This is a genomic window from Streptomyces sp. NBC_01485, assembly GCF_036227125.1.
Lineage (GTDB): Bacteria > Actinomycetota > Actinomycetes > Streptomycetales > Streptomycetaceae > Streptomyces.
Genome location: NZ_CP109435.1, coordinates 3,849,754 through 3,874,364 on the forward strand (window position 1 = coordinate 3,849,754; position 24,611 = coordinate 3,874,364).

Annotated in this window: 18 protein-coding genes and 1 tRNA gene; 12 read left to right on the forward strand and 7 right to left on the reverse strand. The window is 71.2% G+C overall.

From position 1 onward, the window contains the following. Window positions 1–374: 374 nt before the first annotated feature. Together OG352_RS17620 and OG352_RS17625 are read right to left on the reverse strand one after the other, a co-directional pair. Complete coding sequence (locus OG352_RS17620; RefSeq protein WP_329218034.1) at window positions 375–2,954, reverse strand: ABC transporter permease; 2,580 nt, start codon at window positions 2,952–2,954, stop codon at window positions 375–377. Then, a complete protein-coding gene (locus OG352_RS17625; protein ID WP_329218036.1) occupies window positions 2,951–3,739 on the reverse strand; it encodes an ABC transporter ATP-binding protein in 789 nt (262 codons plus the stop codon). The genes OG352_RS17620 and OG352_RS17625 overlap by 4 nt, the downstream gene beginning before the upstream one ends. Window positions 3,740–4,219: 480 nt before the next feature. Here OG352_RS17625 and OG352_RS17630 point away from each other — a divergent pair, with 480 nt between their 5' ends. Then, entirely contained in the window at window positions 4,220–5,815 is a 1,596-nt protein-coding gene (locus OG352_RS17630; protein ID WP_329218037.1) for an MFS transporter, read from the forward strand. A gap of 93 nt (window positions 5,816–5,908) precedes the next feature. Here the strand turns inward: OG352_RS17630 and OG352_RS17635 are convergent, their stop codons facing one another. The 3 genes from OG352_RS17635 to OG352_RS17645 all read right to left on the reverse strand — a co-directional run bounded on the left by OG352_RS17635 (window position 5,909) and on the right by OG352_RS17645 (window position 11,021). Continuing rightward, the gene (locus tag OG352_RS17635) at window positions 5,909–6,796 is read right to left on the reverse strand and encodes a cellulose-binding protein (RefSeq protein WP_329218038.1); all 888 of its coding nucleotides are present in this window, start codon (window positions 6,794–6,796) and stop codon (window positions 5,909–5,911) included. A gap of 212 nt (window positions 6,797–7,008) precedes the next feature. Beyond that, complete coding sequence (locus OG352_RS17640) at window positions 7,009–9,978, reverse strand: SUKH-4 family immunity protein (protein WP_329218039.1); 2,970 nt, start codon at window positions 9,976–9,978, stop codon at window positions 7,009–7,011. 8 nt (window positions 9,979–9,986) lie between these two features. Beyond that, window positions 9,987–11,021: an SMI1/KNR4 family protein gene (locus OG352_RS17645; RefSeq protein ID WP_329218041.1), complete on the reverse strand. Its 1,035-nt coding sequence runs from the start codon at window positions 11,019–11,021 to the stop codon at window positions 9,987–9,989. Between the two features lie 309 nt (window positions 11,022–11,330). On the opposite strand from OG352_RS17645, the gene OG352_RS17650 reads away from it, so the two are divergent. Together OG352_RS17650 and OG352_RS17655 are read left to right on the forward strand one after the other, a co-directional pair. Beyond that, complete coding sequence (locus tag OG352_RS17650; protein ID WP_329218042.1) at window positions 11,331–11,951, forward strand: YwqJ-related putative deaminase; 621 nt, start codon at window positions 11,331–11,333, stop codon at window positions 11,949–11,951. Between the two features lie 122 nt (window positions 11,952–12,073). Next, window positions 12,074–12,568, forward strand: a complete 495-nt coding sequence (locus OG352_RS17655; RefSeq protein WP_329218043.1) for an SUKH-3 domain-containing protein — start codon at window positions 12,074–12,076, stop codon at window positions 12,566–12,568. A gap of 36 nt (window positions 12,569–12,604) precedes the next feature. Here OG352_RS17655 and OG352_RS17660 read toward each other — a convergent pair whose 3' ends face one another. Further along, complete coding sequence (locus OG352_RS17660; protein WP_329218045.1) at window positions 12,605–13,900, reverse strand: sensor histidine kinase; 1,296 nt, start codon at window positions 13,898–13,900, stop codon at window positions 12,605–12,607. A 165-nt stretch (window positions 13,901–14,065) separates the two neighbouring features. Here OG352_RS17660 and OG352_RS17665 point away from each other — a divergent pair, with 165 nt between their 5' ends. From OG352_RS17665 to OG352_RS17695, 7 genes are all read left to right on the forward strand, one after another. Further along, a complete protein-coding gene (locus tag OG352_RS17665; RefSeq protein WP_329218047.1) occupies window positions 14,066–14,914 on the forward strand; it encodes a hypothetical protein in 849 nt (282 codons plus the stop codon). Window positions 14,915–14,937: 23 nt separating this feature from the next. Continuing rightward, window positions 14,938–15,009 (forward strand) — tRNA-Gln (locus OG352_RS17670). Between the two features lie 113 nt (window positions 15,010–15,122). Further along, entirely contained in the window at window positions 15,123–16,571 is a 1,449-nt protein-coding gene (gene glmU, locus OG352_RS17675; protein WP_329218049.1) for a bifunctional UDP-N-acetylglucosamine diphosphorylase/glucosamine-1-phosphate N-acetyltransferase GlmU, read from the forward strand. Between the two features lie 135 nt (window positions 16,572–16,706). Then, a complete protein-coding gene (locus OG352_RS17680) occupies window positions 16,707–17,681 on the forward strand; it encodes a ribose-phosphate diphosphokinase (protein WP_329218050.1) in 975 nt (324 codons plus the stop codon). Window positions 17,682–17,880: 199 nt separating this feature from the next. Beyond that, entirely contained in the window at window positions 17,881–18,465 is a 585-nt protein-coding gene (locus tag OG352_RS17685) for a 50S ribosomal protein L25/general stress protein Ctc (protein ID WP_329218051.1), read from the forward strand. Window positions 18,466–18,541: 76 nt separating this feature from the next. Continuing rightward, complete coding sequence (gene pth, locus OG352_RS17690) at window positions 18,542–19,144, forward strand: aminoacyl-tRNA hydrolase (protein WP_329218052.1); 603 nt, start codon at window positions 18,542–18,544, stop codon at window positions 19,142–19,144. Window positions 19,145–19,198: 54 nt separating this feature from the next. Next, window positions 19,199–19,753 (forward strand): hypothetical protein, encoded by a 555-nt coding sequence (locus OG352_RS17695; RefSeq protein WP_443072295.1) that lies wholly within the window; start codon window positions 19,199–19,201, stop codon window positions 19,751–19,753. A gap of 83 nt (window positions 19,754–19,836) precedes the next feature. Here OG352_RS17695 and ppc read toward each other — a convergent pair whose 3' ends face one another. After that, window positions 19,837–22,590, reverse strand: a complete 2,754-nt coding sequence (gene ppc / locus OG352_RS17700) for a phosphoenolpyruvate carboxylase (RefSeq protein WP_329218055.1) — start codon at window positions 22,588–22,590, stop codon at window positions 19,837–19,839. A gap of 301 nt (window positions 22,591–22,891) precedes the next feature. On the opposite strand from ppc, the gene OG352_RS17705 reads away from it, so the two are divergent. After that, window positions 22,892–23,902, forward strand: coding sequence for an acyl-CoA desaturase (locus OG352_RS17705; protein WP_329218056.1), 1,011 nt, complete (start codon window positions 22,892–22,894; stop codon window positions 23,900–23,902). After that, window positions 23,899–24,585, forward strand: coding sequence for a TetR/AcrR family transcriptional regulator (locus tag OG352_RS17710; protein WP_329218058.1), 687 nt, complete (start codon window positions 23,899–23,901; stop codon window positions 24,583–24,585). Before OG352_RS17705 ends, OG352_RS17710 begins: the two co-directional genes overlap by 4 nt. Window positions 24,586–24,611 lie beyond the last annotated feature (26 nt).

Sequence of the window (24,611 nt, forward strand, 5' to 3'; positions counted from 1 at the left end):
TCACGGGCCGGGGGTGTCCAGAGTACGACGGGGCGGGGACGTTCGCCGGGGGCTGTGGACAACCTCCGGGGCGGGGTGGCTTCGGTGGGGCTTACGGGCCGGTTTTCGCCCCCGCCGCCCCTACCCGTTCCCGTTCCCGTTCCCATCCCTGGGGTCCCTGGGGCTCATCCCTGGGGGCTGCCGCCCCCAGACCCCCGCTTCGGCCCCTAAAGGGCCTCGTCCTCAAACTCCCCCAGAGGGGGGACCCCCAACGGTCTGAAAGACAGACACCCGGCCGGAGACGGCATGAGAAAGCACGCGGACCCGGCGCCGAGAAGCCCCCGTGGCTTCTCGGTGCCGGGTCCGTCCCCCGTGGCCCCCGTCGGCTGGTCGTCTTAGTCCGTCGCGATCGCGTTCAGTACGTTCATGCGGCCCGCGCGGAACGCCGGGATCAGGGCTGCGAACAGGCCCACGAACGCGGAGGCGATGAAGACGCCGATGATGGTCGGCCAGGGGATCTCAAGGACGTTCATGCCCTGGAGGGCGAGGAGCTGTTGGGCGGTCGCGCCCCAGCCCATGCCCAGGCCGAGGCCCAGGAGGGCGCCGAAGAGGGCGATGACGACCGACTCCAGACGGATCATGCGGCGCAGTTGGCGGCGCGAGAGGCCGATCGCCCGCATCAGGCCGATCTCCCGGGTGCGCTCCACCACCGACAGGGCCAGGGTGTTCACCACACCGAGGACCGCGACGATGATCGCGAGGGCGAGCAGACCGTAGATCAGGTTCAGGAGCTGGCCGATCTGGTCCTTCAACTGCTGCTTGTAGTCGCTCTGGTCGCGGACGGTGTACTGCGGGTATTCGTGCAGGGCGGACTTGAGGGCCGTGTAGGCCGTGTCCTGCCGACCGTCCTTCGCGGTGCCGAAGAGCAGCACGTCGAGGGGCATCTTGTCGGCCGGCACGTACTTCGCGACCGTCGCGATCGACGTGTACATCGCGCCCTGGTCGATGACGACGTCATCGCTGGTGATCGCGCGGACCGTGAGCGTCGCCGTCCTGCCGTCCCGGAAGGCGACCTTGACCGGGGAGCCGATCTTGAGGCCGTGGTCCTTGGCGAAGCCATCGAAGACGGACATCGAGTCGGGGCGGTAGGCGTCGGCCAGGTCGCCGGCCACGGTCTCGGTGCGCAGGTCCGTGGCGTACGTCGGGTCGGCCGCGTTGATCGTCTCCTTGGCGGAGGTCTTCCCGTCGGGGGTGATCAGGTCGGCGTCGAGGACCTTGTACTCGGTGACCCGCTCCAGGCCCTGGGTCGACTTGACCGCCTGCACGGCCTGCGGGGTGATGAGCTGCCCTTGGTCGTTCTGGATGATGAAGTCGGTGCCCACGCTCTTGTCGAGCTCCTCGGTGGCCGAGGCGACCATCGACGAGCCGACCACCGACAGGCAGGCGACCAGCGCGAGGCCGATCATCAGGGCCGCGCCCGTGGCGCCCGTGCGGCGCGGGTTGCGCAGCGCGTTGCGTTCGGCCATCCGTCCGACGGGGCCGAAGGCCCGCAGCAGGACCGCGCCCAGGACGCGGACCACGCCGCTCGCCAGCAGCGGGCCGATCACCACGAAGCCGATCAGGCTCAGCACCACGCCCAGGCCCAGCCAGAGCGAGCCCTGGGCCGCCTTGTCGGCGGTGGAGGCCAGGTAGAGGCCGAGGCCGCCGGCGCCGGTGAGGAGCAGGCCGAGGACGGCCCGTACGACGCCGGCCTTGGCGTCGGCCGGGGCGCCGGCGTCGCGCAGTGCGGCCATCGGGGAGACCTTGCCCGCGCGGCGCGCCGGGAGGTAGGCCGCAAGTATGGTGACGACCACGCCCAGGACCATGCCGATCACCGGGGTCGTCCAGGCGACCGTCAGATCGTCGGTGGACAGGTTCATGCCGGTCAGGCTCATGAGCTTCATCAGGCCGACCGCGATGCCGACGCCCGCGCCGACGCCCAGGAGCGAGCCGACGACGCCCAGCAGCAGGGCCTCGGCGAGCACGGACCGGTTGACCTGCTTGCGCGACGACCCGATGGCGCGCATCAGGCCGATCTCACGCGTGCGCTGGGCGACCAGCATCGAGAAGGTGTTGATGATCAGGAAGATGCCGACAAGGAAGGCGATCCCGGCGAAGCCGAGCATCGCGTACTTCATCACGTTCAGGAAGTCGCCCACGTCCGCGCGGTTGGCGTCCGCGGTCTCCTTGGCCGTCTGCACCTGGTAGCCGGCGCCGAGCTCGGCCGCGACGTTCTTCTTCAGTTGCGCGTCGCTGATCCCGGACGCGGCCGTGACGTTGACGTTCGTGTAGACGTCCGCCTCGCCGACCAGCGTCTCCTGGGCGGTCTTCGTGTCCAGGTAGAAGATCGCCGCGCCGGGGTTGGTGACCTGGAAGGCGGCGATGCCGGAGACCTTCGCGGTGTGCGTGCCGATCGCGGTGATCACGCCGATCTCGTCGCCGAGCTTCAGGTGGTGCTTGTCGGCGGTGTCGGCGTCGATCATGATCTGGCCGGAGCCCTTGGGCGCCGCGCCCTCGGTGATCTTCATGGTGCGGGCGTCGTTGCCGTTCCAGCTGCCGACGATGGTCGGGGCGCCGCTGGAGGGCGACAGGCTGTCCTTGTCGGCGTCGACGACGGTCACGGAGGTCGAGAACACCGTCCCCTCCGCCGACTTCACGCCCTGCGCCTTGCGGACCTCGCCGAGCACCGCGGCCGGCATGACCGGCGGCCTGCCGTTGCCGGAGGTCGTCTGACCGGTGTCCGAGGCGCCCTTCGCGCTCACCGTCACATCGGAGGAGGTGGCGGCGAACAGCTTGTCGAAGGTGGTGTTCATGGTGTCGGTGAAGACGAGCGTCCCGCAGACGAACGCCACCGACAGCAGGACCGCCACCGCCGACAGGGCCATGCGTCCCTTGTGCGCGAAGAAGTTGCGCAGAGAGGTTTTCATGACGGTCATGACGTACGCCCCCGCGCGTCGAAGTCCTTCATGCGGTCCAGGACGGTCTCCGCGGTCGGCTTGAGCATCTCGTCGACGATCCGGCCGTCCGCGAGGTACAGCACCCGGTCCGCGTACGAGGCCGCCACCGGGTCGTGCGTGACCATGACGATGGTCTGGCCCAGGTCGTCCACCGAGCGGCGCAGGAAGCCCAGTACCTCGGCGCCCGCGCGCGAGTCGAGGTTTCCGGTCGGCTCGTCCCCGAAGATGATCTCCGGGCGGGCCGCCAGGGCGCGGGCCACGGCCACGCGCTGCTGCTGACCGCCGGAGAGCTGCGTCGGACGGTGCTTGAGGCGGTCCGCGAGCCCGACGGTCTCCACGACCTGGCTCAGCCACGCCCTGTCCGGCTTGCGGCCGGCGATGTCCATGGGCAGCGTGATGTTCTCTATCGCGTTCAGCGTGGGCAGCAGGTTGAACGCCTGGAAGATGAACCCGATCCGGTCCCGGCGCAGCTTGGTGAGCTTCTTGTCCTTCAGCCCGGTGATCTCGGTCTCGTCCAGGTAGATCTGGCCGGACGACACGGTGTCGAGACCGGCGAGGCAGTGCATCAGCGTGGACTTGCCGGACCCCGAGGGGCCCATGATCGCGGTGAACTGACCGCGGGCGATGTCCACGTCGACGTGGTCGAGGGCGACGACCCGGGTCTCCCCGGACCCGTACGCCTTGACGACCTGCCGCGCCCGTGCGGCAACGGCCGTACGCCCTCCAGTGCCCCCGTGCCTGGGAATGGTCACAGCCGAAGTCACGGTACGTCTCCTCTGTCGGAAGTATCGGAAGTAATCGGAGTTAAGTCGGAAGCGGGTGCGTAGCGGGCTGCGCTACGTCGAAGAGTCTGTCGGCGGGAGGGGGTCCGGCGCGCTGGTGCTCGGGCCCGTCTTGCGTGGGGGGTTAACCCCACCTCCCGGCGGTGCGTAGGCCGCCCCCCAGCGGCCTGAAGCCAGGTTAAGGACGGGGCGGGGCCCGTCTCCTCCTCCGGCAGTACGAACCCTCCCCCAGCCGTAGTACGGAGGTACCCCTAGGGGCCGTCCACCGCCGGGTGGAGTCCTCCTCGGGGTTGCCTCCACCCTCGGACGCAGTCAGGCTCCACCCTCCCGTCGCGTGACGGTCAAGCCTCCCCCTGGGTGAAGGGCAAGTGGGAAGCTGGGTTCCGGCAGTTAGGTGCAAGGGGCACGGAGAAACGGGAACTCAGGGTCCCGGGGACACGTGCGACACAGGGAGGGCATCCGGTGGGGGACACACAACCCGCGATACGCGAGGCCGCGCGGCGGAGCGGATCGCAGCGGCGGGGAGCGGTCGTCGCCGCGCTCATGCTGTCCATGGCGCTGGCCGCCCTCGACTCCACCGTCGTCTCCACGGCCGTCCCGCAGATCGTCGGCGACCTGGGCGGGTTCTCCGTCTTCTCCTGGCTGTTCTCCGGCTATCTGCTCGCCGTGACGGTCACCCTGCCGGTCTACGGCAAGCTCTCCGACACCTTCGGCCGCAAGCCGGTGCTGGTCGCCGGGACGGCGCTCTTCCTGCTCGGCTCGCTGCTGTGCGCGCTCGCCTGGAACATGGGCGCGCTGATCGCGTTCCGCATCGTGCAGGGCCTGGGCGGCGGGGCGTTGCAGGGCACGGTGCAGACGCTCGCCGCCGACCTGTACCCGCTGGAGGAGCGGCCGAAGATCCAGTCGAAGCTGTCCACGGTGTGGGCGGTCTCGGCGGTCGCGGGGCCGGGCGTGGGCGGGGTGCTCGCGGCCTACGCGGACTGGCGCTGGATCTTCCTCGTCAACCTGCCCATCGGGGCGGTGGCGTTGTGGCTAATCGTCCGTCATCTGCACGAGCCTCAAAGGGAACGTGAGCCCCAGGCAGAGCACGAGTCCCAGAAGGAGCACGTGCCCCAGGGGGAGTACGAGTCCCAGGGGGAGTACGAGTCCCAGGGGGAGTCCGCGGCGAGAAAGGCGCCACGCGCGCGTGTCGACTGGGCGGGCGCGCTGGCGGTGTTCGCGTGCGGCGGGGTGCTGCTGACCGCGCTGGTGCAGGGCGGGGTGGCCTGGCCGTGGCTGTCGGGGCCGTCGCTCGCCCTGTTCGCCGCGGGACTCGCGCTCGCCGGGCTCGTCGTCGTCATCGAACGGCGGGCCGCCGAGCCGATCATCCCCGGCTGGGTGTGGCGCCGCCGGACGATCGCGGCGGTCAACCTCGCGCTGGGCGCGCTGGGCCTGCTGATGGTGGCCCCGACGGTGTTCCTGCCGACGTACGCGCAGGCCGTCCTGGGCCTGGGACCGGTGACGGCCGGGTTCGTGCTGTCCGTCTGGACGTTGTCCTGGCCGCTGTCGGCGGCCCTCAGCCAGCACGTCTACCGGCGTATCGGCTTCCGCGACACCGCGCTGCTCGGCATCGGCGCGGCGACGCTGGTGCTGCTCGCGTTCCCGTTCCTGCCCTACCCCGGCGCGGCCTGGCAGCCGACGCTGCTGATGCTGCTGCTCGGCGCGGCGCTCGGCCTCTTCCAGCTCCCGCTCATCGTCGGCGTGCAGTCGACGGTGGGGTGGTCGGAGCGCGGGACGACGACCGCGTCCGTGCTGTTCTGCCGGCAGACGGGCCAGACGATCGGCGCGGCGATGTTCGGCGCGGTCGCCAACGGGGTACTGGCCGCGCGGCTGGGCGGCACGGGCGACCTGGACTCGCTCGCCCGCGACCTGGACACCGGCACCGCCCCCGAAGCGACCCGCCACGCGGTCGCCGACGCCGTGCACGCCGTGTACCTGGGCGCGTCCGGCGCGGCGGCCGTGGCGTTCGTCGTCCTCCTGCTGCTCGCCCCGCGCAGGTTCCCGGTACGGGCGGAGTGACGGGACTGAACGACGGGACCGGTGACGGGACCGGGTGACGGGACCGGGTGAAGCCCCCTCTGCCGGCCCCCCGACAGCCGACAGCCAGGGTGTCTACTCCGCTGGCGCTCGCCCCGTCAGCGCGGCCAGGCTGTCGCGGACGTGGTCCATGTGGGCCTGGACGTCGTCCCAGCGCTCGCCGTGCTCGCCCAGCAGCCGTTCCGTCTCCCGCGCGGTGCGCTCCTCCTGGGCGCGCGCCTCGGTGAGGATCTCGGCGGCACGCGCGTGTGCCTCCTCCTGGCTCCGCCGGGCGGACTCCTCGGCCTCGCCGAACGCCTGCTTCGCCTCGGACAGCGTCGCCTCCGCGCGGGTCACCGATCCGGCGTGCCGCGCGTCGAGGGCCGCGGCCCGCTCGGCCGCCTCGCGCTCCGCGGTCGTCCACTGCTCGGCGTGTTCCTTGTCCTGCTCGGCGAGGAGGCCGGCGGTGCGCCGGCGCACCTCGCGCAGCGCGCCCAGGGACTCGCCGCGGTACTCCTTCACCTCGCGCCGGGCGCCGATCCGGACCTCGTCGGCCTCGGCGCGTGCGGCGAGCAGCCGCAGCCGGGCGCGTTCCTCGGCCTCCGCGCGGAGCGCGTCCGCCTCCTCCTGCGCCTCCTGGCGCACACCGAGGGCGCGCGTCTCGGCGTCCGCGACCTGCCCGCACGCCGCACGCCGCGCGCTGTCGCGGACGTCCGCCGCCTCTTCGAGCCCGAGCTGGAGAATGCGCCGTGCGCGCTCCCCCAGGGAGTCGTACGTCTGCGGTACGAGCCCGGTCACGACCTCGCGCAACCGCTCGGCCTCCTCCTCCATCTGCCGGGCGAGCACCGTGAGCCGGGCGGCCCGTTCCCACGCGGCGTCCCGGTCGGCGCAGAGCGCGGCGGTGTACGCCTCGACCTGTTCCGGCCGGTAACCGCGCCTGCGAACGGTCACGAACCCCGGCGCCGACACCGATGCGCTGCTCATCCTGGAACCCCTCGCCACCCGACGGACACGACATGATGATTTCGCGCATATCTTGATGGATCGGGCGTAAGTGTTCATAACGCGACACTCCGCGCGCAGGTCACGGTCAACGCTCGTATCGACCCGGAAGCAAGCCTGAATACAAAAGGGCCGGACCCGGTCAAACGACCGGGTCCGGCCCTCGCTCCACGCGTGTCAGCGGGACGCACGCCTCACAGCAGCCCGTCCCACATCTGCTCCAGCAGCACCGACCACCAGCTCTCCGGCGAACCGAGCGCCGCCGGGTCCAGCGAGGCCAACTGCGCCTGGAAGTCGACGGTCCAGCGCCCCGCCTGCTCCTGGTTCAGCCCGAACCGCAGCCGCCACATCCGCCCGAGCAGCGCCAGGCAGCGCGCGAACTCCGGCAGCCCGGTGTTCACGAACTGCGGCGGTACGGGCGCACCGCCCGGCCCCGCCTCCACGGGCACGGCGACGATGTTCGCCGTCCCGTACTGCACGCAGACCGCCTTGCCGAAGTCGCTGCCCATGACGAGGTACGAGCCCGCGTCCGGGGCCGGCTGCACACCCCGCTCGGCCGCCAGCTCCGCCAGCGTCGGCACCGGACGGCCCGGCTGGGCCTGCGCCCAGAAGAAGGGCCCCATGTCGGCCGGCAGCCCCGCCACGACCAGCGTGTGCGCCACGACCGGCGGCACGCCCTGCCGGGACACCGCGGCCTGCTCGAACCGGAACACCGACGGCCCGAACACCGCCGCCAGCTCCTGCCCGATCGCCTCCGGCGGAACCGGCGGCACCGGCTGCACGGGAGGCAACGGCGCACGCACCGGCGCCGGACGGGCCGGCCCGTCGGCGACCTGGTGCAACTCGCCCTGGTGGGCGAGGAGTTGCTGCATGCCCTGCTGCCGGCTCGCGTGGTCCGTGCCGTACGGCGCGATGCTCGTGATCCGCGCCTGCGGCCACTGCTCCCGGATCATCCGCGCGCAGTACGCGCCCGGCAGCTCGCACGACTCCAGCTCCGTGTGCAGCTCCAGCACCTGGTCCGGCGGCACGTTCATCGCCCGCAGCTCGTGGAAGATCTGCCACTCCGGGTGCGGTGTCCCCGGCGCGGAGCGCCGGATCAACTGCTGCTCCGAACCGTCCTGCGCGCGGTAGCGCAGCACGGCCTGATAACCCGGTCCGACCGTGGGCAACCCCGGCTGCTGCGGGTACCCGTACCCGGGCGGCTGCCCCGGCACAGGCCCACCCGGCGGCGGCATCGCACCGGGCGGCGGCATCGGGGGCTGGTGAGCGCCGGGGGCCATACCGGGGGCGCCCGGAGCCATGCCAGGGGCGTGCGGAGCCATACCGGGCGCGCCCGGAGCGCCCGGGAAACCGGGAGGAGCGCCGGGAGCCTGCGGCGGCGGAGGCACACCGGGGCCACCGGCCGGAGGCCCGGCCAGCATGGTCTGCGCGTGGTGAACGGCACCCTGCGCGCCCCCCGGGGAGCCGTGCACACCGGGCACACCCGGCATACCCGGGGCACCGGGAGCACCCGGGGCACCGGGAGCACCCGGAGCGCCAGGGGCACCCGGAGCCTGCGGCGGCTGCGGTGCACCCCCCGCACCGGGCGGCCCCATCCGACCGGGGTCGGCAAGCATCGTCGCGGCATGGTGAACGCCGCCGGGAGGCGTGCCCCCGGGCGGATTCGGACCGGCGGGCGCGTTCGGCGCACCGGGCTGACTCGGCGCACCCGGCGGATTCGGCGGACCGGGAGGCTGCGGCGCACCCCCCGCCCCAGGCCCCGCCGGACCTGCTGAACCGGACGGACCTCCCGGCCCCGCCAGCCCCTCAGGCCCCAGGGCCGACACAAGCTGCGTGGGCACATAGCCGCCCGCCGGAGTACCGGGCGCCCCCGGTCCCGAAGGCGGCGGAGGAGGCGTGTTCCCCGGCCGCGCACCCGGCATCCCCGGCGCGCCCGGCGGAGGCGGCGGCGCCCCCGCGCCACGGTTACGACGCGGAGGCGGCGCCGCCTTGCTGGTCGCGGCGTCGGCGATGTCACTGGCGTTCGGCGCGAGCGACCGCGCAGGCGCACCCGGACCACCCGGAGCCGAGGAACCACCGGCACCCTGCGGATACCCGTACGAGGACCCACCCGGCCCACCAGGCGCACCCAGACCGCCCGCACCACCCGGCACCGACGGACCACCCGCACCCTGCGGATACCCATACGAGGACCCACCCGGCCCACCAGGCGCACCCAGACCGCCCGCACCACCCGGCACCGACGGACCACCCGCACCCTGCGGATACCCATACGAGGACCCACCCGGCCCACCAGGCGCACCCGGCCCCTGCGGATAGCCGTACGACGACGACTCGCCCGACGGCGGAGAAGGCAGCGGAGACGGCGGCGCGCCCGAATCGTCGAGCGCGGGCGAAACCGCCGTACGCGGGAGTTGGCTGCCGCCCGACATGAGCGCCGTCTTGGCTTCCGGCGCTGCCGTCGGCGGCATCGGCTCGTCGTCGGAACCGCTCAGCGGCGGCGCGAACACGGTCGCGGGCAACGGGACGGAACGGTCGTCACCGGCGTCGCCGTTGGTGTCCGTACCCGCCCACGGCGTCGCCCCGACGGGAGGCACAGGAGCCGCCGGAACAGCGGCCGCACCGGCACCCGGCACCGACCCGGCACCCGGACCCATGGGCACCCCGGCCTGCGTCTGCGGAAGCGAGGGATCGAGCCCCCCGGGCGCACCCGCACCCTCGCCCGAACCCGAACCGAAACCGGAAGCCGAACCCGAGCCGGAGCCCGAACCAAGCCCCCGCCCCTCCGTGATCCCCAGCTTGTCCGCCGCCTCCTGCAACCACTCCGGCGGCGACAACAAGAACGACGTCTGGTTCAGGTCCACCCGCGCCGCGGGCGCCGGCGCCGCGTCGGCGGGGGCGTCGGGACGGCCGTACTCCTCCTCGTACCGGCGGATCACCTCACCCACGGCCACCGCGGGCCACAACGTGGCCTCGCCGCTGTCCCGGGCGATCACCAGCCGCTGCGCGCCCCCGTCCGAACGCGGCCCCTCCGCACGGTCCTCCGCCCACACCACGAACCCGAGGCCGAACTCCCGTACCCGCACCTCACGATGCTGGTACGCCGGCACATCGCCGTTGATCCACTCTTCGGCGCGCTCCTGCGCCTGCGCGAACGTCACCATCGGTCAGCTCACTCCCCCACACCCACGGACGACGACACAGACTGCACAGACGGCCCGGACGACGCGGACGGCACCGGGACGGCCCGCGCGAAACCGCCGTCCACCATCAGGTTCGCCACCGTCTCCAACTCCGGCGGATTACCGGCCAGACGCGACAGGAAGACGTCGAAGTCCGCGCCGCACGGCAGCAGCAGCCGCTCCATGCGCTCCGCCGGCGACCACCCCGGATCCACGTCCCGCACGTCGTCGTACGCGCAGAACCACACCGAACCGGCCCGCTCGCCCTTCACCTTCACGGCCAGCAGCCCGCCCTGCACGAAACCGACGCCCAGGTAGTCCTTCGTCAGATGATCACGCAGACACTTGTTGACATACACGAGGTCGTTGACCGCGGCCTCGTCCCGCACGGTGAAGAACGGCTGGTCCACCAGCAGCCCCAGCTCCGCGTCCAACGCCGTGCCCACCGGCGCGCAGCCGCCCGCCGCCTTCACGAACGACCGGTACGCGCCCGGCAGCCGGTACCCGAGGTCCTCCTCGACGCCCTGCACCTGCTGCTCCGTCACGGCCACGCCCGACTTCGGCAGCCCGAAGTGCGCCGGACGCGTCTCCTGCAACGGCCGTGTGCCCCGCTTCGACTGGTCCACCACCGCCGTCGACACGCCGCCGTGATGCCGCAGCAGCGCCTTCACCTCGACCGGAACCAGTTCCAGCCGCCGCGAACCGACCGCGTGATGCCACGTCCAGCCGTGCGGAGTCGCCACCGCCGGCACCGTGTCCCACAGTTCGTGCCCCGACGCCGCCAGCGCCGCGTTCGCCGACACGTAGTCCGTCAACCGCAGCTCGTCCACGCCGAAGCCCTCCGGCGGATCCGCGATCTCCGCGACCGCCCGCGCGTACGGCGAGAAATCCGGGTAGCCCCGCTCGTCCACCCGCACGCCCCTCGGGTGCCGTGTCGCCCGGACCGGATCCGGGAAATGCACGACCTGCCCGGCGTAGGCGGCGTTCGGCGGCGCGGCTTGCTGCCCGAGCCGACCTGTAGTCATGGCGGTTGCCCCCTGCGGCACTCTGTACGGCCCGCAGCGGCCGGTTCCGCTTCCGGTCCCGACCCACCACGCCCCGTATCGACTGTCTCCAACAATCTCCAACGCGCGTCAACCGCGCGCATCACGGTGCCGACAGCCTATGCGGTACGACGACGGCGGTCATCGGCGCTCCGCTTCCGTGACCAGCCGTCACCCTGCCGTGACAGCCCGCCCAAACCCGGGCGTGTCGCACCGCCCCAGCTACCGCACGCGGCATGGCATTTGGCACCCTGTGACGTCCGGGGGGATGCTCGGGAGGGGATGACCAACATGAACGCGACACAGACGGGGCCACACACCGGCCGGACCGGCGACCCGCACACCGGCCCGCACGCCGACTCGCAGGCCGGCCCACGCGGTGGCCCACACGACGGCCCGTACACCGGTCCCTACGCCGGCCCGTACACCGGTCCCGGCGGCGACCCCCGTATCGGCTGGTCCGCCACCGAGGCCCCGCACGCCCCCACGCTCCGCCACCGCCGCGACGGCATACTCCCGACCGTCGCCGCCGCCCTCTCCGTCCGCGGCGCCACCCTCACCGGCACCGCCGCCCGCGGCGACCAGCCGCCACCCCTGCACCCCCTCGTCCAGGACTTCCTGGACACCCTCACCAGCGACCAGCGCGACCGCTTCACCGGCCGCTGCGCCGAGGCGCTCCTCATCTCCCGTCACATCGCCGCCGCCGACGCCGCCCGCAGCAGACGCTCCGCCCGCAGACCGATGACCAACGGCGAGGCCCGTAAAACCCTGAAACAAGCCAAACTCACCACCCGCCGCATCCGCGAGGACGGCGACCCCCTCCACGGCAGCTTCGCCACCCCCTGCCGCGCCTGCACCGCCCTCAGCGACCACTTCGGCGTCCGCGTCGTCAACCCGACGACGAACGACTGACGCCGGACCTCACACCACCACCCCGAACCACCCCGAACACCACCATCCCGACGAACCACGAACGACGAACCACGAACGACGAACCAAGAGCGACGAACGACGAACGGACGAACGAAGGGCAGATGCACCCCGACCGCACCTCCACCACGCGCTTCCCCGTGACCGTCGACGCCGCCCTGCGCGCCGCCGGCTGGCAACCCGGGCGCTGGGACATCAAGCAGGCCGAGATCTGGGCCGACGCCCTCCGCGAACACACCTCACCCGCCGGCCACCGGCACGCCGTCTTCCCCGCCGCCGTCGAGGCCTGGGCCGAGTTCGGCGGACTCACCATCAACCCCACCGGCCCCGGCCGCCAGGTCGCCCCCACCGCCCTCCACCTCGACCCCCTCCACGGCCTGCACCTCGCCCGCACCCTCGCCGACCTCGGCCGCGCCCTCGACACCGACGTCAGCCCCCTCGGCGCCGAGACCGACACGCACGCGCTCCTCGCCATCGACGCCGCGGGCCGCGTCTACACCCTCGACCACACCGGCGACTGGTACCTCGGCCCCGACATCGACCAGGCCCTCGGCGCCCTCACCGCCGGCATCGAACCCGTCCGCCTGACAGCCGGCTGAGCCCCCGCCCGGCCCCGCCCCGAAAAACCGGCCGGCCTACGCCGCCGCCGGAATCACCGCCGACACCCGGAAGCCCCCCGCCTCCGTCGGCCCCGACACGAACACCCCGCCCAACGCCACCACCCGCTCCTTCATCCCCACCAGCCCGTTCCCCCCCGACGGCAACCCCGCCGCCGACGCCGACCCCACCTCCGGCGGCGGCCCGTTCTCCACCTGCATCGCGATCTCCGCCACCCGGTGCGCCAACCGCACCTGCGTCTTCGCACCCGCCGCGTGCTTGTGAACGTTCGTCAACGCCTCCTGCACCACCCGGTACGCCGTCTGCTCGATCTCCGGCGCATACGACCGCGTCTCCCCCTCCACCGACAGCTCCACCACCATCCCCGCGGCCGCCGACTGCCCCACCAACTCCTCCAGCTCCTCCAGAGAAGGCCCCTCCAGCCCCTCCCCCTCCGCCATCACCGCGGCCACCGTCACCGCCACCAACGGCACCGACGCCGACCGCTCCCGGGGACCGCCACTGCGCAACACCCCGAGCATCTCCCGCAACTCGGTCAACGCCTGCCGCCCCATGTCCCCGACCAGGGCCGCGTTGCGCACCGCCTTCTCGGGATCCTTCGGCGCGATGGCCTGCAACGCGGCGGCGTGCACGACCATCAGACTCACCCGGTGCGCGACGACGTCATGCATCTCCCGCGCGATCCGGGTCCGCTCCTCGCCGCGCGCCCACTCCGCCCGCTCCTCCGCCCGCTCCGCGAGCAGCTGCAACTCCCGCTCAAGGCTGTCCGCCCGCTCCCGCAGACTCTCCATCAGCCGCCGGTGGGCGCCGATGTACAGCCCGAGCAGCAGCGGCGGCGCGGTGAGCCCCAGCGACGTCGCGATCGCGGCGAACGGGACGAACCAGTCCCCCATCGTCGACGTCCCCCGCGCCATGCTCTGCCGCACCCGCACGAACGTCACGATCAACGTCCCCACGAGCTGCATCCCCGCGAGCGAGACGACCATCCGCCGAGGCAGCTCGGACGCGGCGAGCGTGTACAGCCCGACGATGCCCATCAGGAAGCCCATCTGGGCCGGCGTGACGGCGATCGCGACCAGCACCACGGCGATGGGCCACTTCCGCCGCACCACCAGCACCGACCCGGCGAGCAGCCCGAACACGATCCCCACCGCCACCGGGATCCCGGCGTCCCGCGCGAACGGAACCCCCTCCACCGCGCACTCCACGGCGGACACGAGCCCCAGGCCCCAGTCGAACGCCGCGCTACGCCATCTGGTCCACCACAACGGCCCTCCCCGGGCCGCCGCGTCCTCTTCCCCCGTCATGGTCATGCCCCCAGCCTACGGGCGCGCCCCCCGCCTTTTCCGGCGACTTTCCCCGACCGCCCCACACCACTCGCGTAACCGGACACCATCGAAACCCACCGGTATCCCTCGAACTGGTGAACCGCGCCCGTTCGGGGCCGGAAGCAGGCATTCCGGCCGGACGGTATGCGTATGACACATGCAGGCGGCAACTACGGTGACTTCGAGGCGCTACGGGAACGAGCGATTGGCTTGCGGCGGGCGGGGCTCAGCCTTCGGCAGATCCGCGACGAACTCCAGGTCCACAACAAGGACACCCTTCAACGCCTCGTCGAGGGCGAGCCACCCCCGGAGTGGACGAAACGCCCGCGAGCGAAGGACGACCTCCGCGAGAAGGCGCGGGAGCTACGACAGCGGGGCTGGACGTACGACCAGATCCAGGCGGAGCTGGGGTGCTCGAAGAGTTCGGTGTCACTTTGGGTGCGGGACCTGCCCTCACCGCGACGGAGGCCCGCGGACACGACGGCGGCGCGACGCGGGGTGCAGCGGGCGGTCAAGAACCGCGCCGCCGAGCGGGAAGAGCTGAAGACCGAGGCCTACGCCCAGATCGGGCCGGTTACGCCCCGCGAACTGTTCCTGATCGGCGTCGGGCTCTACTGGTCCGAGGGATCGAAGGCGAAGCCGGGTTCCAACCGGCGAGTCATCTTTGTGAACAGCGACCCCACCATGATCAAGGCATTCGTGGCCTGGCTCGACCTTCTCGGCGTCGAACCGGAGCGCCGACGATTCTCCGTCAACATCCACGAGTCGGCAGACGTATCGGCAGCCGAGGCTTACTGGGCAGACCAAGTCGGCATCAACGTCGACGATCTCTTGAAGACGAGCCTCAAGAGGCACAACCCCAAGACCAACCGGACCAACACAGGCGAGGGCTACCACGGCTGTCTCAGGGTGGCCGTGCTCAAGAGCGCCGACCTACACCGTCGCATCGAAGGCTGGTGGTGCGGCATAGTAGGAGGCGCCACTCGGCGACCAGACTAAATGTCCGGTTTAGTCGAATTTATTCCCCTGTGGTGTAATTGGCAGCACTGTGGCTTTTGGTGCCATATGTCCGGGTTCAAGTCCTGGCAGGGGAGCCCTACACGGTCCGGGCCCTGACTACACAGTCAGGGCCCGCTCTCATGTCCGCCGGGAAACGCCCCGGTATCCTTCGGGTGTCCCCACCTCTCCACAGCCGAAGGGCAACTCCGTGAGCGCCATTCGCCCGGCAGCCGTCGTCGTACTCGCAGCGGGTGAGGGCACCCGTATGAAGTCGGCCATACCGAAGGTTCTCCACGAGCTCTGCGGCCGCAGCCTCGTGGGCCATGTGCTGGCCGCCGCCCGCGAACTGGACCCCGAGAACCTGGTCGTCGTCGTCGGGCACGCACGCGAGAAGGTCACCGCGCATCTCGCCGAGGCCGACGCCGCCGTACGCACCGCCGTGCAGGAGGAGCAGAACGGCACCGGGCACGCCGTCCGGATGGGGCTGGAGCAGCTCGGCGGCGGGGTCGACGGGACCGTGGTGGTCGTCTGCGGCGACACCCCGCTCCTCACCGGCGCGACGCTCGGCCGGCTCGCCGCCACCCATCAGTCGGACGGCAACGCCGTCACCGTGCTGACCGCCGAGGTGCCGGACGCGACCGGGTACGGGCGGATCGTGCGGGACGACGTCTCCGGCGCCGTCACCGGGATCGTCGAGCACAAGGACGCGTCCGACGCCGTGCTGGCGATCCGGGAGATCAACTCCGGGGTGTTCGCGTTCGACGGGCAGCTTCTCGCCGACGCGCTGAAGAAGGTGCGCACGGACAACAGCCAGGGCGAGGAGTACCTCACCGACGTCCTCGGGATCCTCCGCGAGGCCGGTCACCGGGTCGGGGCGTCCGTCGCCGCCGATCACCGCGAGATCGCCGGGATCAACAACCGGGTGCAGTTGAGCGAGGCCCGCCGGATCCTCAACGACCGGCTGCTGACCGCCGCGATGCTGTCGGGCGTCACGGTCGTCGACCCGGCGACGACGTGGGTCGACGTGACGGTCACGTTCGAGCGGGACGCCGTCGTGCACCCGGGCACGCAGTTGCACGGCGCGACGCACCTCGGCGAGGGCGCGGAGGTCGGCCCCAACAGCCGGCTGAAGGACACCGTCGTCGGCGCGGGCGCCCGGGTCGACAACACGGTCGCCGACGGCGCCCGCGTCGGCGCCGACGCGACCGTGGGGCCGTACGCCTATCTGCGTCCCGGCACGCGGCTCGGGGCGAAGGGCAAGATCGGCACGTACGTGGAGACGAAGAACGCCGCCATCGGCGAGGGGACGAAGGTCCCGCACCTCTCCTACGTGGGCGACGCGACGATCGGCGAGTACACCAACATCGGCGCGGCGAGCGTGTTCGTGAACTACGACGGACAGGACAAGCATCACACCACCGTCGGGTCGCACTGCCGGACGGGTTCGGACAACATGTTTGTGGCTCCCGTCACCATCGGGGACGGCGCGTACACCGCCGCCGGCTCAGTGATCACGAAGGACGTGCCGCCCGGTTCGCTGGCCGTGGCCCGTGGTCAGCAGCGGAATATCGAGGGTTGGGTGGCCCGCAAGCGTCCGGGCAGCGCGGCGGCGAAGGCCGCGGAGCCCGCCTCTCGCCCGGAGGGAAGCGAAAGCTGACCGGAAACAGGCGCGTCGGACACGGCGTACCGTGATAAGCACACACCCGCACCCCACCAGCCAGGACGGCCCCGTCGCGCCCAGTGGCGCGGTCTCTCGACACCCTTGGCTGAACACCTCTGAGGAGACAGTGCTGTGACCGGGATCAAGACGACCGGCGAGAAGAAGATGATGTTCTTCTCCGGCCGCGCCCACCCCGAGCTTGCCGAGGAGGTCGCCCACCAGCTGGGGGTCGGGGTCGTCCCGACGAAGGCCTTCGATTTCGCCAACGGCGAGATCTACGTCCGCTACCAGGAGTCGGCCCGCGGTGCGGACTGCTTCCTGATCCAGAGCCACACCGCGCCGATCAACAAATGGATCATGGAGCAGTTGATCATGATCGACGCTCTGAAGCGGGCTTCGGCGCGTTCGATCACGGTCATCGTGCCGTTCTACGGTTATGCGCGTCAGGACAAGAAGCACCGTGGGCGGGAGCCGATCTCGGCCCGTCTGATCGCGGACCTGATGAAGACGGCGGGTGCGCACCGGATTCTGACGGTGGATCTGCACACGGACCAGATCCAGGGCTTCTTCGACGGCCCGGTGGATCATCTGTTCGCCCTGCCGCTCCTCGCGGACTACGTGGGCGGCAAGGTGGACCGCAAGAAGCTGACGGTCGTCTCGCCCGACGCCGGCCGTGTGCGCGTCGCCGACCGCTGGTGCGACCGTCTGGGCGCGCCCCTGGCGATCGTGCACAAGCGGCGCGACAAGGACGTGGCGAACCAGGTGACCGTCCACGAGGTCGTGGGCGAGGTCGAGGGCCGGGTGTGTGTCCTGGTCGACGACATGATCGACACCGGTGGCACGATCTGCGCGGCCGCGGACGCGCTGTTCGCGCACGGCGCGGAGGACGTCATCGTGACGGCGACGCACGGTGTGCTGTCGGGTCCGGCGGCGGACCGGCTGAAGAACTCGAAGGTGAGCGAGTTCATCTTCACCAACACGCTCCCCACGCCGGGCGAGCTGGAGGTGGACAAGATCACGGTGCTGTCGATCGCGCCGACGATCGCGAACGCGGTGCGCGAGGTGTTCGAGGACGGCTCGGTGACGAGCCTGTTCGACGAGCAGTGAGCGACTGCCGTTGACGGCTGTGCTTGATCGCCTTGCTTGATCGATTTTTCTGCGGCCTCCCCGCCGAGTAGACTGCCCCAGTTGCTCGGCGAGGGAGGCCGTACCCATGGGTGCGGCGGTCCGTTATCGACGCGCTCTTCGTAGCAGGCCGACGGTTTGGCCGGGTGACCACCTTTCCCCAGTTCTACGAGGAGTGAACATGGCTGAGATCAAGCTGGCCGGCGAGACCCGCAACGAGTTCGGCAAGGGCGCCTCCCGCCGTATCCGGCGTGCCGGCCAGGTCCCCGCGGTGGTGTACGGGCACGGTGTCGAGCCCCTCCACATCACGCTGCCGGGCCACCAGCTCCAGCTCGCCCTGCGCACCCCGAACGTCCTGCTCAGCCTGGAGATCGAGGGCAACACCCAGCTCGCGATCCCGAAGGCCGTGCAGCGCGGCAAGGTCTCGCGCGCCCTGGAGCACGTCGACCTCCTCACCGTGAAGCGCGGCGAGAAGGTCAACGTCGAGGTCTTCGTGCACACCGAGGGCGACCTGGCCCCGGGCGCGTACCTGCTCGAGCACGTGCTGAGCACGCTGACCGTCGAGACCGAGGCGACGCACATCCCCGAGTCGGTCACCGTCTCCATCCAGGGCCTGGAGGCCGGCGCGGCCATCCTCGCCAAGGACATCCCGCTGCCCAAGGGCACCACGCTGGCGATCGACGAGGACGCGGTCGTCCTCCAGGTCCTGGCCGCCCAGGCGGAGGAGGCCCCGGCCGACGCCGACGCCGAGGGCAGCGAGGCCTGATCCTCGGGCCCCAGTCGTTCTGTCAGCCGCCGCCCCTTCAGCTTCGGGGGCGGCGGCTGGCGCGTATCAAGGAGACATGGACGTGACGACCGACGCGAACGCGCCCTGGCTGATCGTGGGGCTCGGCAATCCCGGTCCGGAGTACGCCATGAACCGGCACAACGTCGGTTTCATGGTGGCCGATCTGCTGGCCGAGCGGATCGGGGGGAGGTTCAAGCGCGCGGGGAAGGCGCAGGCGCAGGTCGTCGAGGGGCGGATCGGTCCGCCGGGGACGGGCAGCCGGCGGGTGGTGCTGGCGAAGCCCATGTCGTTCATGAACCTGTCGGGCGGCCCGGTGAACGCGCTGCGCGACTTCTACAAGGTGCCGTTGTCGAACGTCCTCGCCGTGCACGACGAGCTGGACATCGACTACGGCGTGCTGCGGCTGAAGCTGGGCGGCGGCGACAACGGGCACAACGGGCTGAAGTCGATGACGAAGGCGATGACCGCGGAGTACCACCGGGTGCGGTTCGGGATCGGGCGGCCGCCGGGGCGGATACAGGTGGCGGACTTCGTGCTGAAGGACTTCTCGTCGGCCGAGCGCAAGGAGCTGGACTACTTCGTGGACCGGGCGGCCGACGCGGTGGAGGCGCTGGTGCTGGAGGGGCTGGAGCGGGCGCAAACCACGTACAACTCCTGACTTGTCACCCACCGAGGTTGACGGGCCGCCGGGGCGTGGCCAATGATCCCGGCCATGCCTGCCACAGCAGCATCCCCGTCCCATCGCCGTAGGGGTTCCTCCCACAAGGCCCGCGGGACCCACAAAGCCGGCAGAACGCAGAACGCCTCTGCCGTCGCCGCCCTGCGGTTCGGGCGGCTCGCGGCCATGGGCACGGTCGCCGGGCTGATCCTGCTCGCGGGGGTGTGGGGTTCCTGGGGTACGGCGTACCAGGTGATGCTGACGAAGGGGCGGGAGCAGGGCACGGTCGCGGTGACGCGGTGCGGCGAGGACACCTGTGCGGGGCCGTACACGCCGGTGTCGGCGGGGTCGGCGGCACGCGCGCGCGTGGTGCTCGAGAAGTCGGTGGCCGTGCGCAAGGGGCGGACGTACGCGGTGGTGCTCAGGCCGAGCAGCGACGAGGCGGTGCGGTCGGGTCCGGCGGGCATCCTGTTCGCGTGGGTTCCGCTGGGCGGGGCGCTGCTGCTGGCGTCGGTGGTGGTCGCGGGCGGGCTGGGGCGGATCCGGGTCGGGTGGCTGCTGGCGGGGTCGGGGGTGGCGTTGCTGACGGCGGCGTTCGTGACCATCTGACGATCCGAGGCCGGCCGGTGGGACGTGAGGGCGCCCCCGGGTTCGTACGAACCCGGGGGCGCCCTCGTGTCGTTCGGCGCGGGTCAGCCGGTGTTGCGCAGGCCCGCCGCCACTCCGTTGACGGTGAGGAGCAGGGCGCGGGCGAGCAGCGGGTCGGGTTCGGCGCCGGCGGCCGCGGCGTCGCGCTGCCGCTTCAGCAGGGTCACCTGGAGGTAGGAGATGGGGTCCAGGTAGGCGTCGCGGATGGACACGGTCTGCTTGAGGACGGGGGTGGCGTCGAGGAGTTCCCGCTCACCGGTGATCCTGAGGACTTCGGCGACGGTGAGGGCGTGTTCGGCCCTGATGCGGTCGAAGACGTGCTTGAGGTCGTCGGGGACGAGCGTGTCGACGTAGTGCTGGGCGATCCGCAGGTCGGTCTTGGCGAGGGTCATCTCGACGTTGGAGATGAAGTTCTGGAAGAAGTGCCACTGCCCGTGCATCTCCTCCAGGACGGTGTCCCCCTCCTTCCGCAGGCCCGCCTCGCGCAGCGCCTTCAGCCCCGAGCCGACGCCGTACCAGCCGGGGACGATCTGGCGGGACTGGGTCCAGCCGAAGACCCACGGGATGGCGCGCAGTCCGTCGAGCCCCGCGCCGGAGTCGGGCCGGCGCGAGGGGCGGGAGCCGAGGTGCAGGTCGGCGAGCTGGTCGACGGGGGTGGAGGCGAAGAAGTACGGCGGGAGGTCGGGGTCCTCGACGAGGGTGCGGTAGGCGTCGTGGGCGGCGTCGGAGACGACGTCCATGGCGGCGTCCCAGCGGGCGAGGGCCTCGTCGGACTGGCGGGGGGCGGTGTGCAGGGCGGAGGCCTGGAGGGTGGCGGCGACCGTCAGTTCCAGGTTCTCCCTGGCCAGGGAGGGGATGAGGTACTTGTCGGAGATGACCTCGCCCTGTTCGGTCACCTTGATCTCGCCCTCCAGGGTGCCCCAGGGCTGGGCGAGGATGGCGTCGTGGGAGGGGCCGCCGCCGCGTCCGACGGTGCCGCCGCGGCCGTGGAAGAGGCGCAGCCGGACGCCGTAGCGGTGGGCGACGTCGCGCAGGCGGCGCTGGGCGCGGTGGATCTCCCACTGGGAGGTCGTGATGCCGCCGAACTTCGACGAGTCGGAGTAGCCGAGCATGACCTCCTGGACGTCGCCGCGCAGCGCGACGAGGCGCCGGTAGGACGGGTCGGAGAGCATGTCCTCGAGGATGGTGTCGGCGGCCTTGAGCTCGTCGGTGGTCTCCAGGAGCGGCACGATGCCGATCTTCGCCCAGCCGGCGTGCAGGTCGATCAGTCCGGCCTCGCGGGCGAGGACGGCCGCGGCGAAGACGTCGTCGGCGCCCTGGCACATGGAGATGACGTACGACTCGATGACCTCGGGTCCGAACACCTCCAGGGCCCGCTTGACGGTGAGGAAGACGCCGAGCGTCTTCTCGCCGGCCGCGTCGACGGGCGCCGGGGTGGGCGCGAGCGGCCTGCGCGAGCGCAGCTCCTTGGCCAGCAGCTTCGTACGGTACTCGCGGGGCATGTCCGTGTACCGCCAGGATTCCTCGCCGAGGCGGTCGAAGAGCTGGCCGAGGGCGTGGTGGTGGGCGTCGGCGTGTTCGCGGACGTCCATGGTGGCGAGCTGGAGGCCGAAGGCGGCGAGGGTGCGCAGGGTGCGGTTCATGCGGCCGTCGGCGAAGAGTGCGCCGCGGTGCTCGCGCAGCGAGGTCTGGATGAGGGTGAGGTCGCTGAGGAGCTCGCTGGTGCCGAGGTAGTCGCGGTCGGGCTCGTGCGGGGTGCCCTTGGCGAGGCGCTGCTTGGTGTTCTCCAGCTTCTGCCGGATGCAGGTGGCCTTGAGCCGGTAGGGCTCCTCGGCGTTGAGCCGCTTGTAGCGGGGGCTGATCTCGGGCAGCCGCTCCAGGTCGCCCTGGAGGGATTCCAGCAGTTCCTCGGTGGCGCCGGTGTAGCGGATGGAGTTGGAGAGGAAGCCGCGCAGCTCGTCGATCATCTCCAGGGCGTCGTTGATGCCGTGCTCGTGCTGGAGGATGAGGACGTCCCAGGTCACCTGGGGGGTGACGTTGGGGTTGCCGTCGCGGTCGCCGCCGATCCAGGTGCCGAAGGTGAGGGGGCGCGTGTTCTCGGGGAGCTTCACGCCGACGCGCTCCAGTTCGGCGGTGAGGTCCTCCAGGACGTCGCCGACGGCGTTCGCGTGGAGCTCGTCGAGGTAGTAGATGGCGTTGCGGGCCTCGTCGGCGGGCTCGGGGCGGACGACGCGCAGTTCGTCCGTCTGCCAGACGAGGTCGATGTTCTCGGCGAGGCGGGTGTCGTGGCGGCGGCGGTCGGCCTCGATGACGGGGGTCTCCAGGAGCGCGGCGATGCGCCGGAGCTTGTTGAGCACCGACCGGCGCGCGGCCTCGGTGGGGTGTGCCGTGAACACCGGGCGGACGTTGAGGTGGCGGACCGTCTGCTGGACGTGCTCGGGGTCGGCGTCCTTGAGGCGGTCGGCGGTGCGGGCCAGCAGGCCGCCCTCGGCGGCGCGGCGCTCGCGCAGTTCGCGGCCCCGGTGGACCTGTTCGGTGACGTTGGCGAGGTGGAAGTAGGTGGAGAAGGCGCGGACCAGCTTGGCCGCGGTCGTAAGGTCGATGCCACGCAGCAGTTCGGCGGCGGCTTCGCCGTCCTCGCGGGTGAGGCGGCGGACCTTCTCGACCAGGTCGAGGAGCTCGGGACCTTCCTGGCGGACCAGGGTCTCGCCGAGCAGGTCACCCAGTCGGCGGATGTCGGCGCGCAGCTCGGTGCTGGTCGTTGCGGTGGCCTGGCCAAGGTCGTCGGCACTGCTCACAGGTGCGGCTCCTTGCAGTGTTGAAGCTCGTCCGGGAGGGAACCCGGAGGCCGTCCCCGCGGCGGGCGTCGCATGGACGTCGCATGGGGACCGGACATCCGGGAAGAAAACAGAGCGGACCGCGCTGTCCGAACCGTCTCCAAGGATAGGTGTCCGCGAGGACGCGCAGATGGGCGGGCTCTTGCCGCCCGGCCGGGCACTGCCATACTTACGATGCCGTAGGTTACGGAACCGTAGGAATTACGGCACGGTTCCCGCGGTACGGCATCTCCCTCAATCCAAGACCCCCCAGGGGACGCGCATGACCACAGGCTCCAACGTGATCGAAGACCCTTCGCAGGCGCCCGACGACAGCCCTACGCCCCTGGCCACCCTGGGTGGCGAGCAGAAGCGTTCGATCGAGCAGATCACGCTGCTGATCTTCATCGTCGTCCCGTTCCTGGCAGTGCTGGCGGCGGTGCCGCTGGCGTGGGGCTGGGGGGTGAGCTGGCTGGACATCGGCCTGCTGGTCTTCATGTACTTCCTCGGGTGCCACGGCATCACGATCGGGTTCCACCGGTACTTCACGCACGGTTCGTTCAAGGCGAAGCGGCCGCTGCGGATCGCGCTGGCGATCATGGGGTCGATGGCGGTGGAGGGTCCGCTGGTGCGCTGGGTGGCGGATCACCGCAAGCATCACAAGTTCTCCGACGCGGAGGGCGACCCGCATTCGCCGTGGCGGTTCGGGGAGACGGTGCCGGCCCTGATGAAGGGCCTGTGGTGGGCGCACATCGCCTGGATGTTCGACGAGGAGCAGACGCCGCAGGACAAGTACGCGCCGGATCTGATCAAGGACCCGGCGATCCGGGCGATCTCGCGGCAGTTCATCTTCTGGACGATGCTGTCGCTGGCGCTGCCGCCGCTGGTGGGCGGGCTGGTGACGATGTCCTGGTGGGGCGCGTTCACGGCGTTCTTCTGGGGCTCGCTGGTGCGGGTTGCGCTGCTGCACCACGTCACCTGGTCGATCAACTCGATCTGTCACGCGGTGGGCAAGCGCCCGTTCAAGTCGCGGGACCGGTCGGGCAACGTGTGGTGGCTGGCGGTGCTGTCGTGCGGCGAGTCCTGGCACAACCTGCACCACGCCGACCCGACGTCGGCGCGGCACGGGGTGGAGCGGGGGCAGGTGGACTCCTCCGCGCGCTTCATCCGCTTCTTCGAGATGCTCGGATGGGCGTACGACGTGCGCTGGCCGTCACGCTCGCGTATCGATTCGCGCCGGAACACGGGTGAGGACGGTTCCCGGCGGGGGAAGGCGACCGCCGAGGCGGCATGATTGACGTCGTGGCGACCGACTCCAGCAGTACCTCCAGTCCCAGCAGTGATGCGAAGCCGCGGCGCGTGCGACGCACCCGTATGACGGGGGCGGAGCGTCGTCAGCAGTTGCTGGAGATCGGTCGCACCCTGTTCGCGGCGAAGGGTTTCGAGGGCACGTCGGTGGAGGAGATCGCGGCGAAGGCCGGGGTGTCCAAGCCGGTGGTGTACGAGCACTTCGGCGGCAAGGAGGGGCTGTACGCGGTGGTCGTGGACCGCGAGATGCGGCGCCTGCTGGACATGGTCACGTCGTCGCTCACGGCCGGCCATCCCCGCGAACTGTGCGAACAGGCGGCCTTCGCGCTCCTCGACTACATCGAGGAGTACACGGACGGTTTCCGCATCCTGGTCCGCGACTCCCCCATCCCCCAGTCGACGGGTTCCTTCGCCTCGCTGATCTCGGACATCGCGACGCAGGTGGAGGACATTCTGGGCCGCGAGTTCAAGAACCGCGGCTTCGACCCGAAACTGGCCCCGCTGTACGCCCAGGCCCTGGTCGGCATGGTGGCCCTGACCGGCCAGTGGTGGCTGGACGTACGCCGCCCGAAGAAGGCGGAGGTGGCGGCCCACCTGGTCAACCTGGCCTGGCACGGCCTGGACGGCCTGGAGGCCAAGCCCCGCCTGATAGGACACCGCAAGGCGTGACACCCGAAAGGGTGAAGCAATCGCAC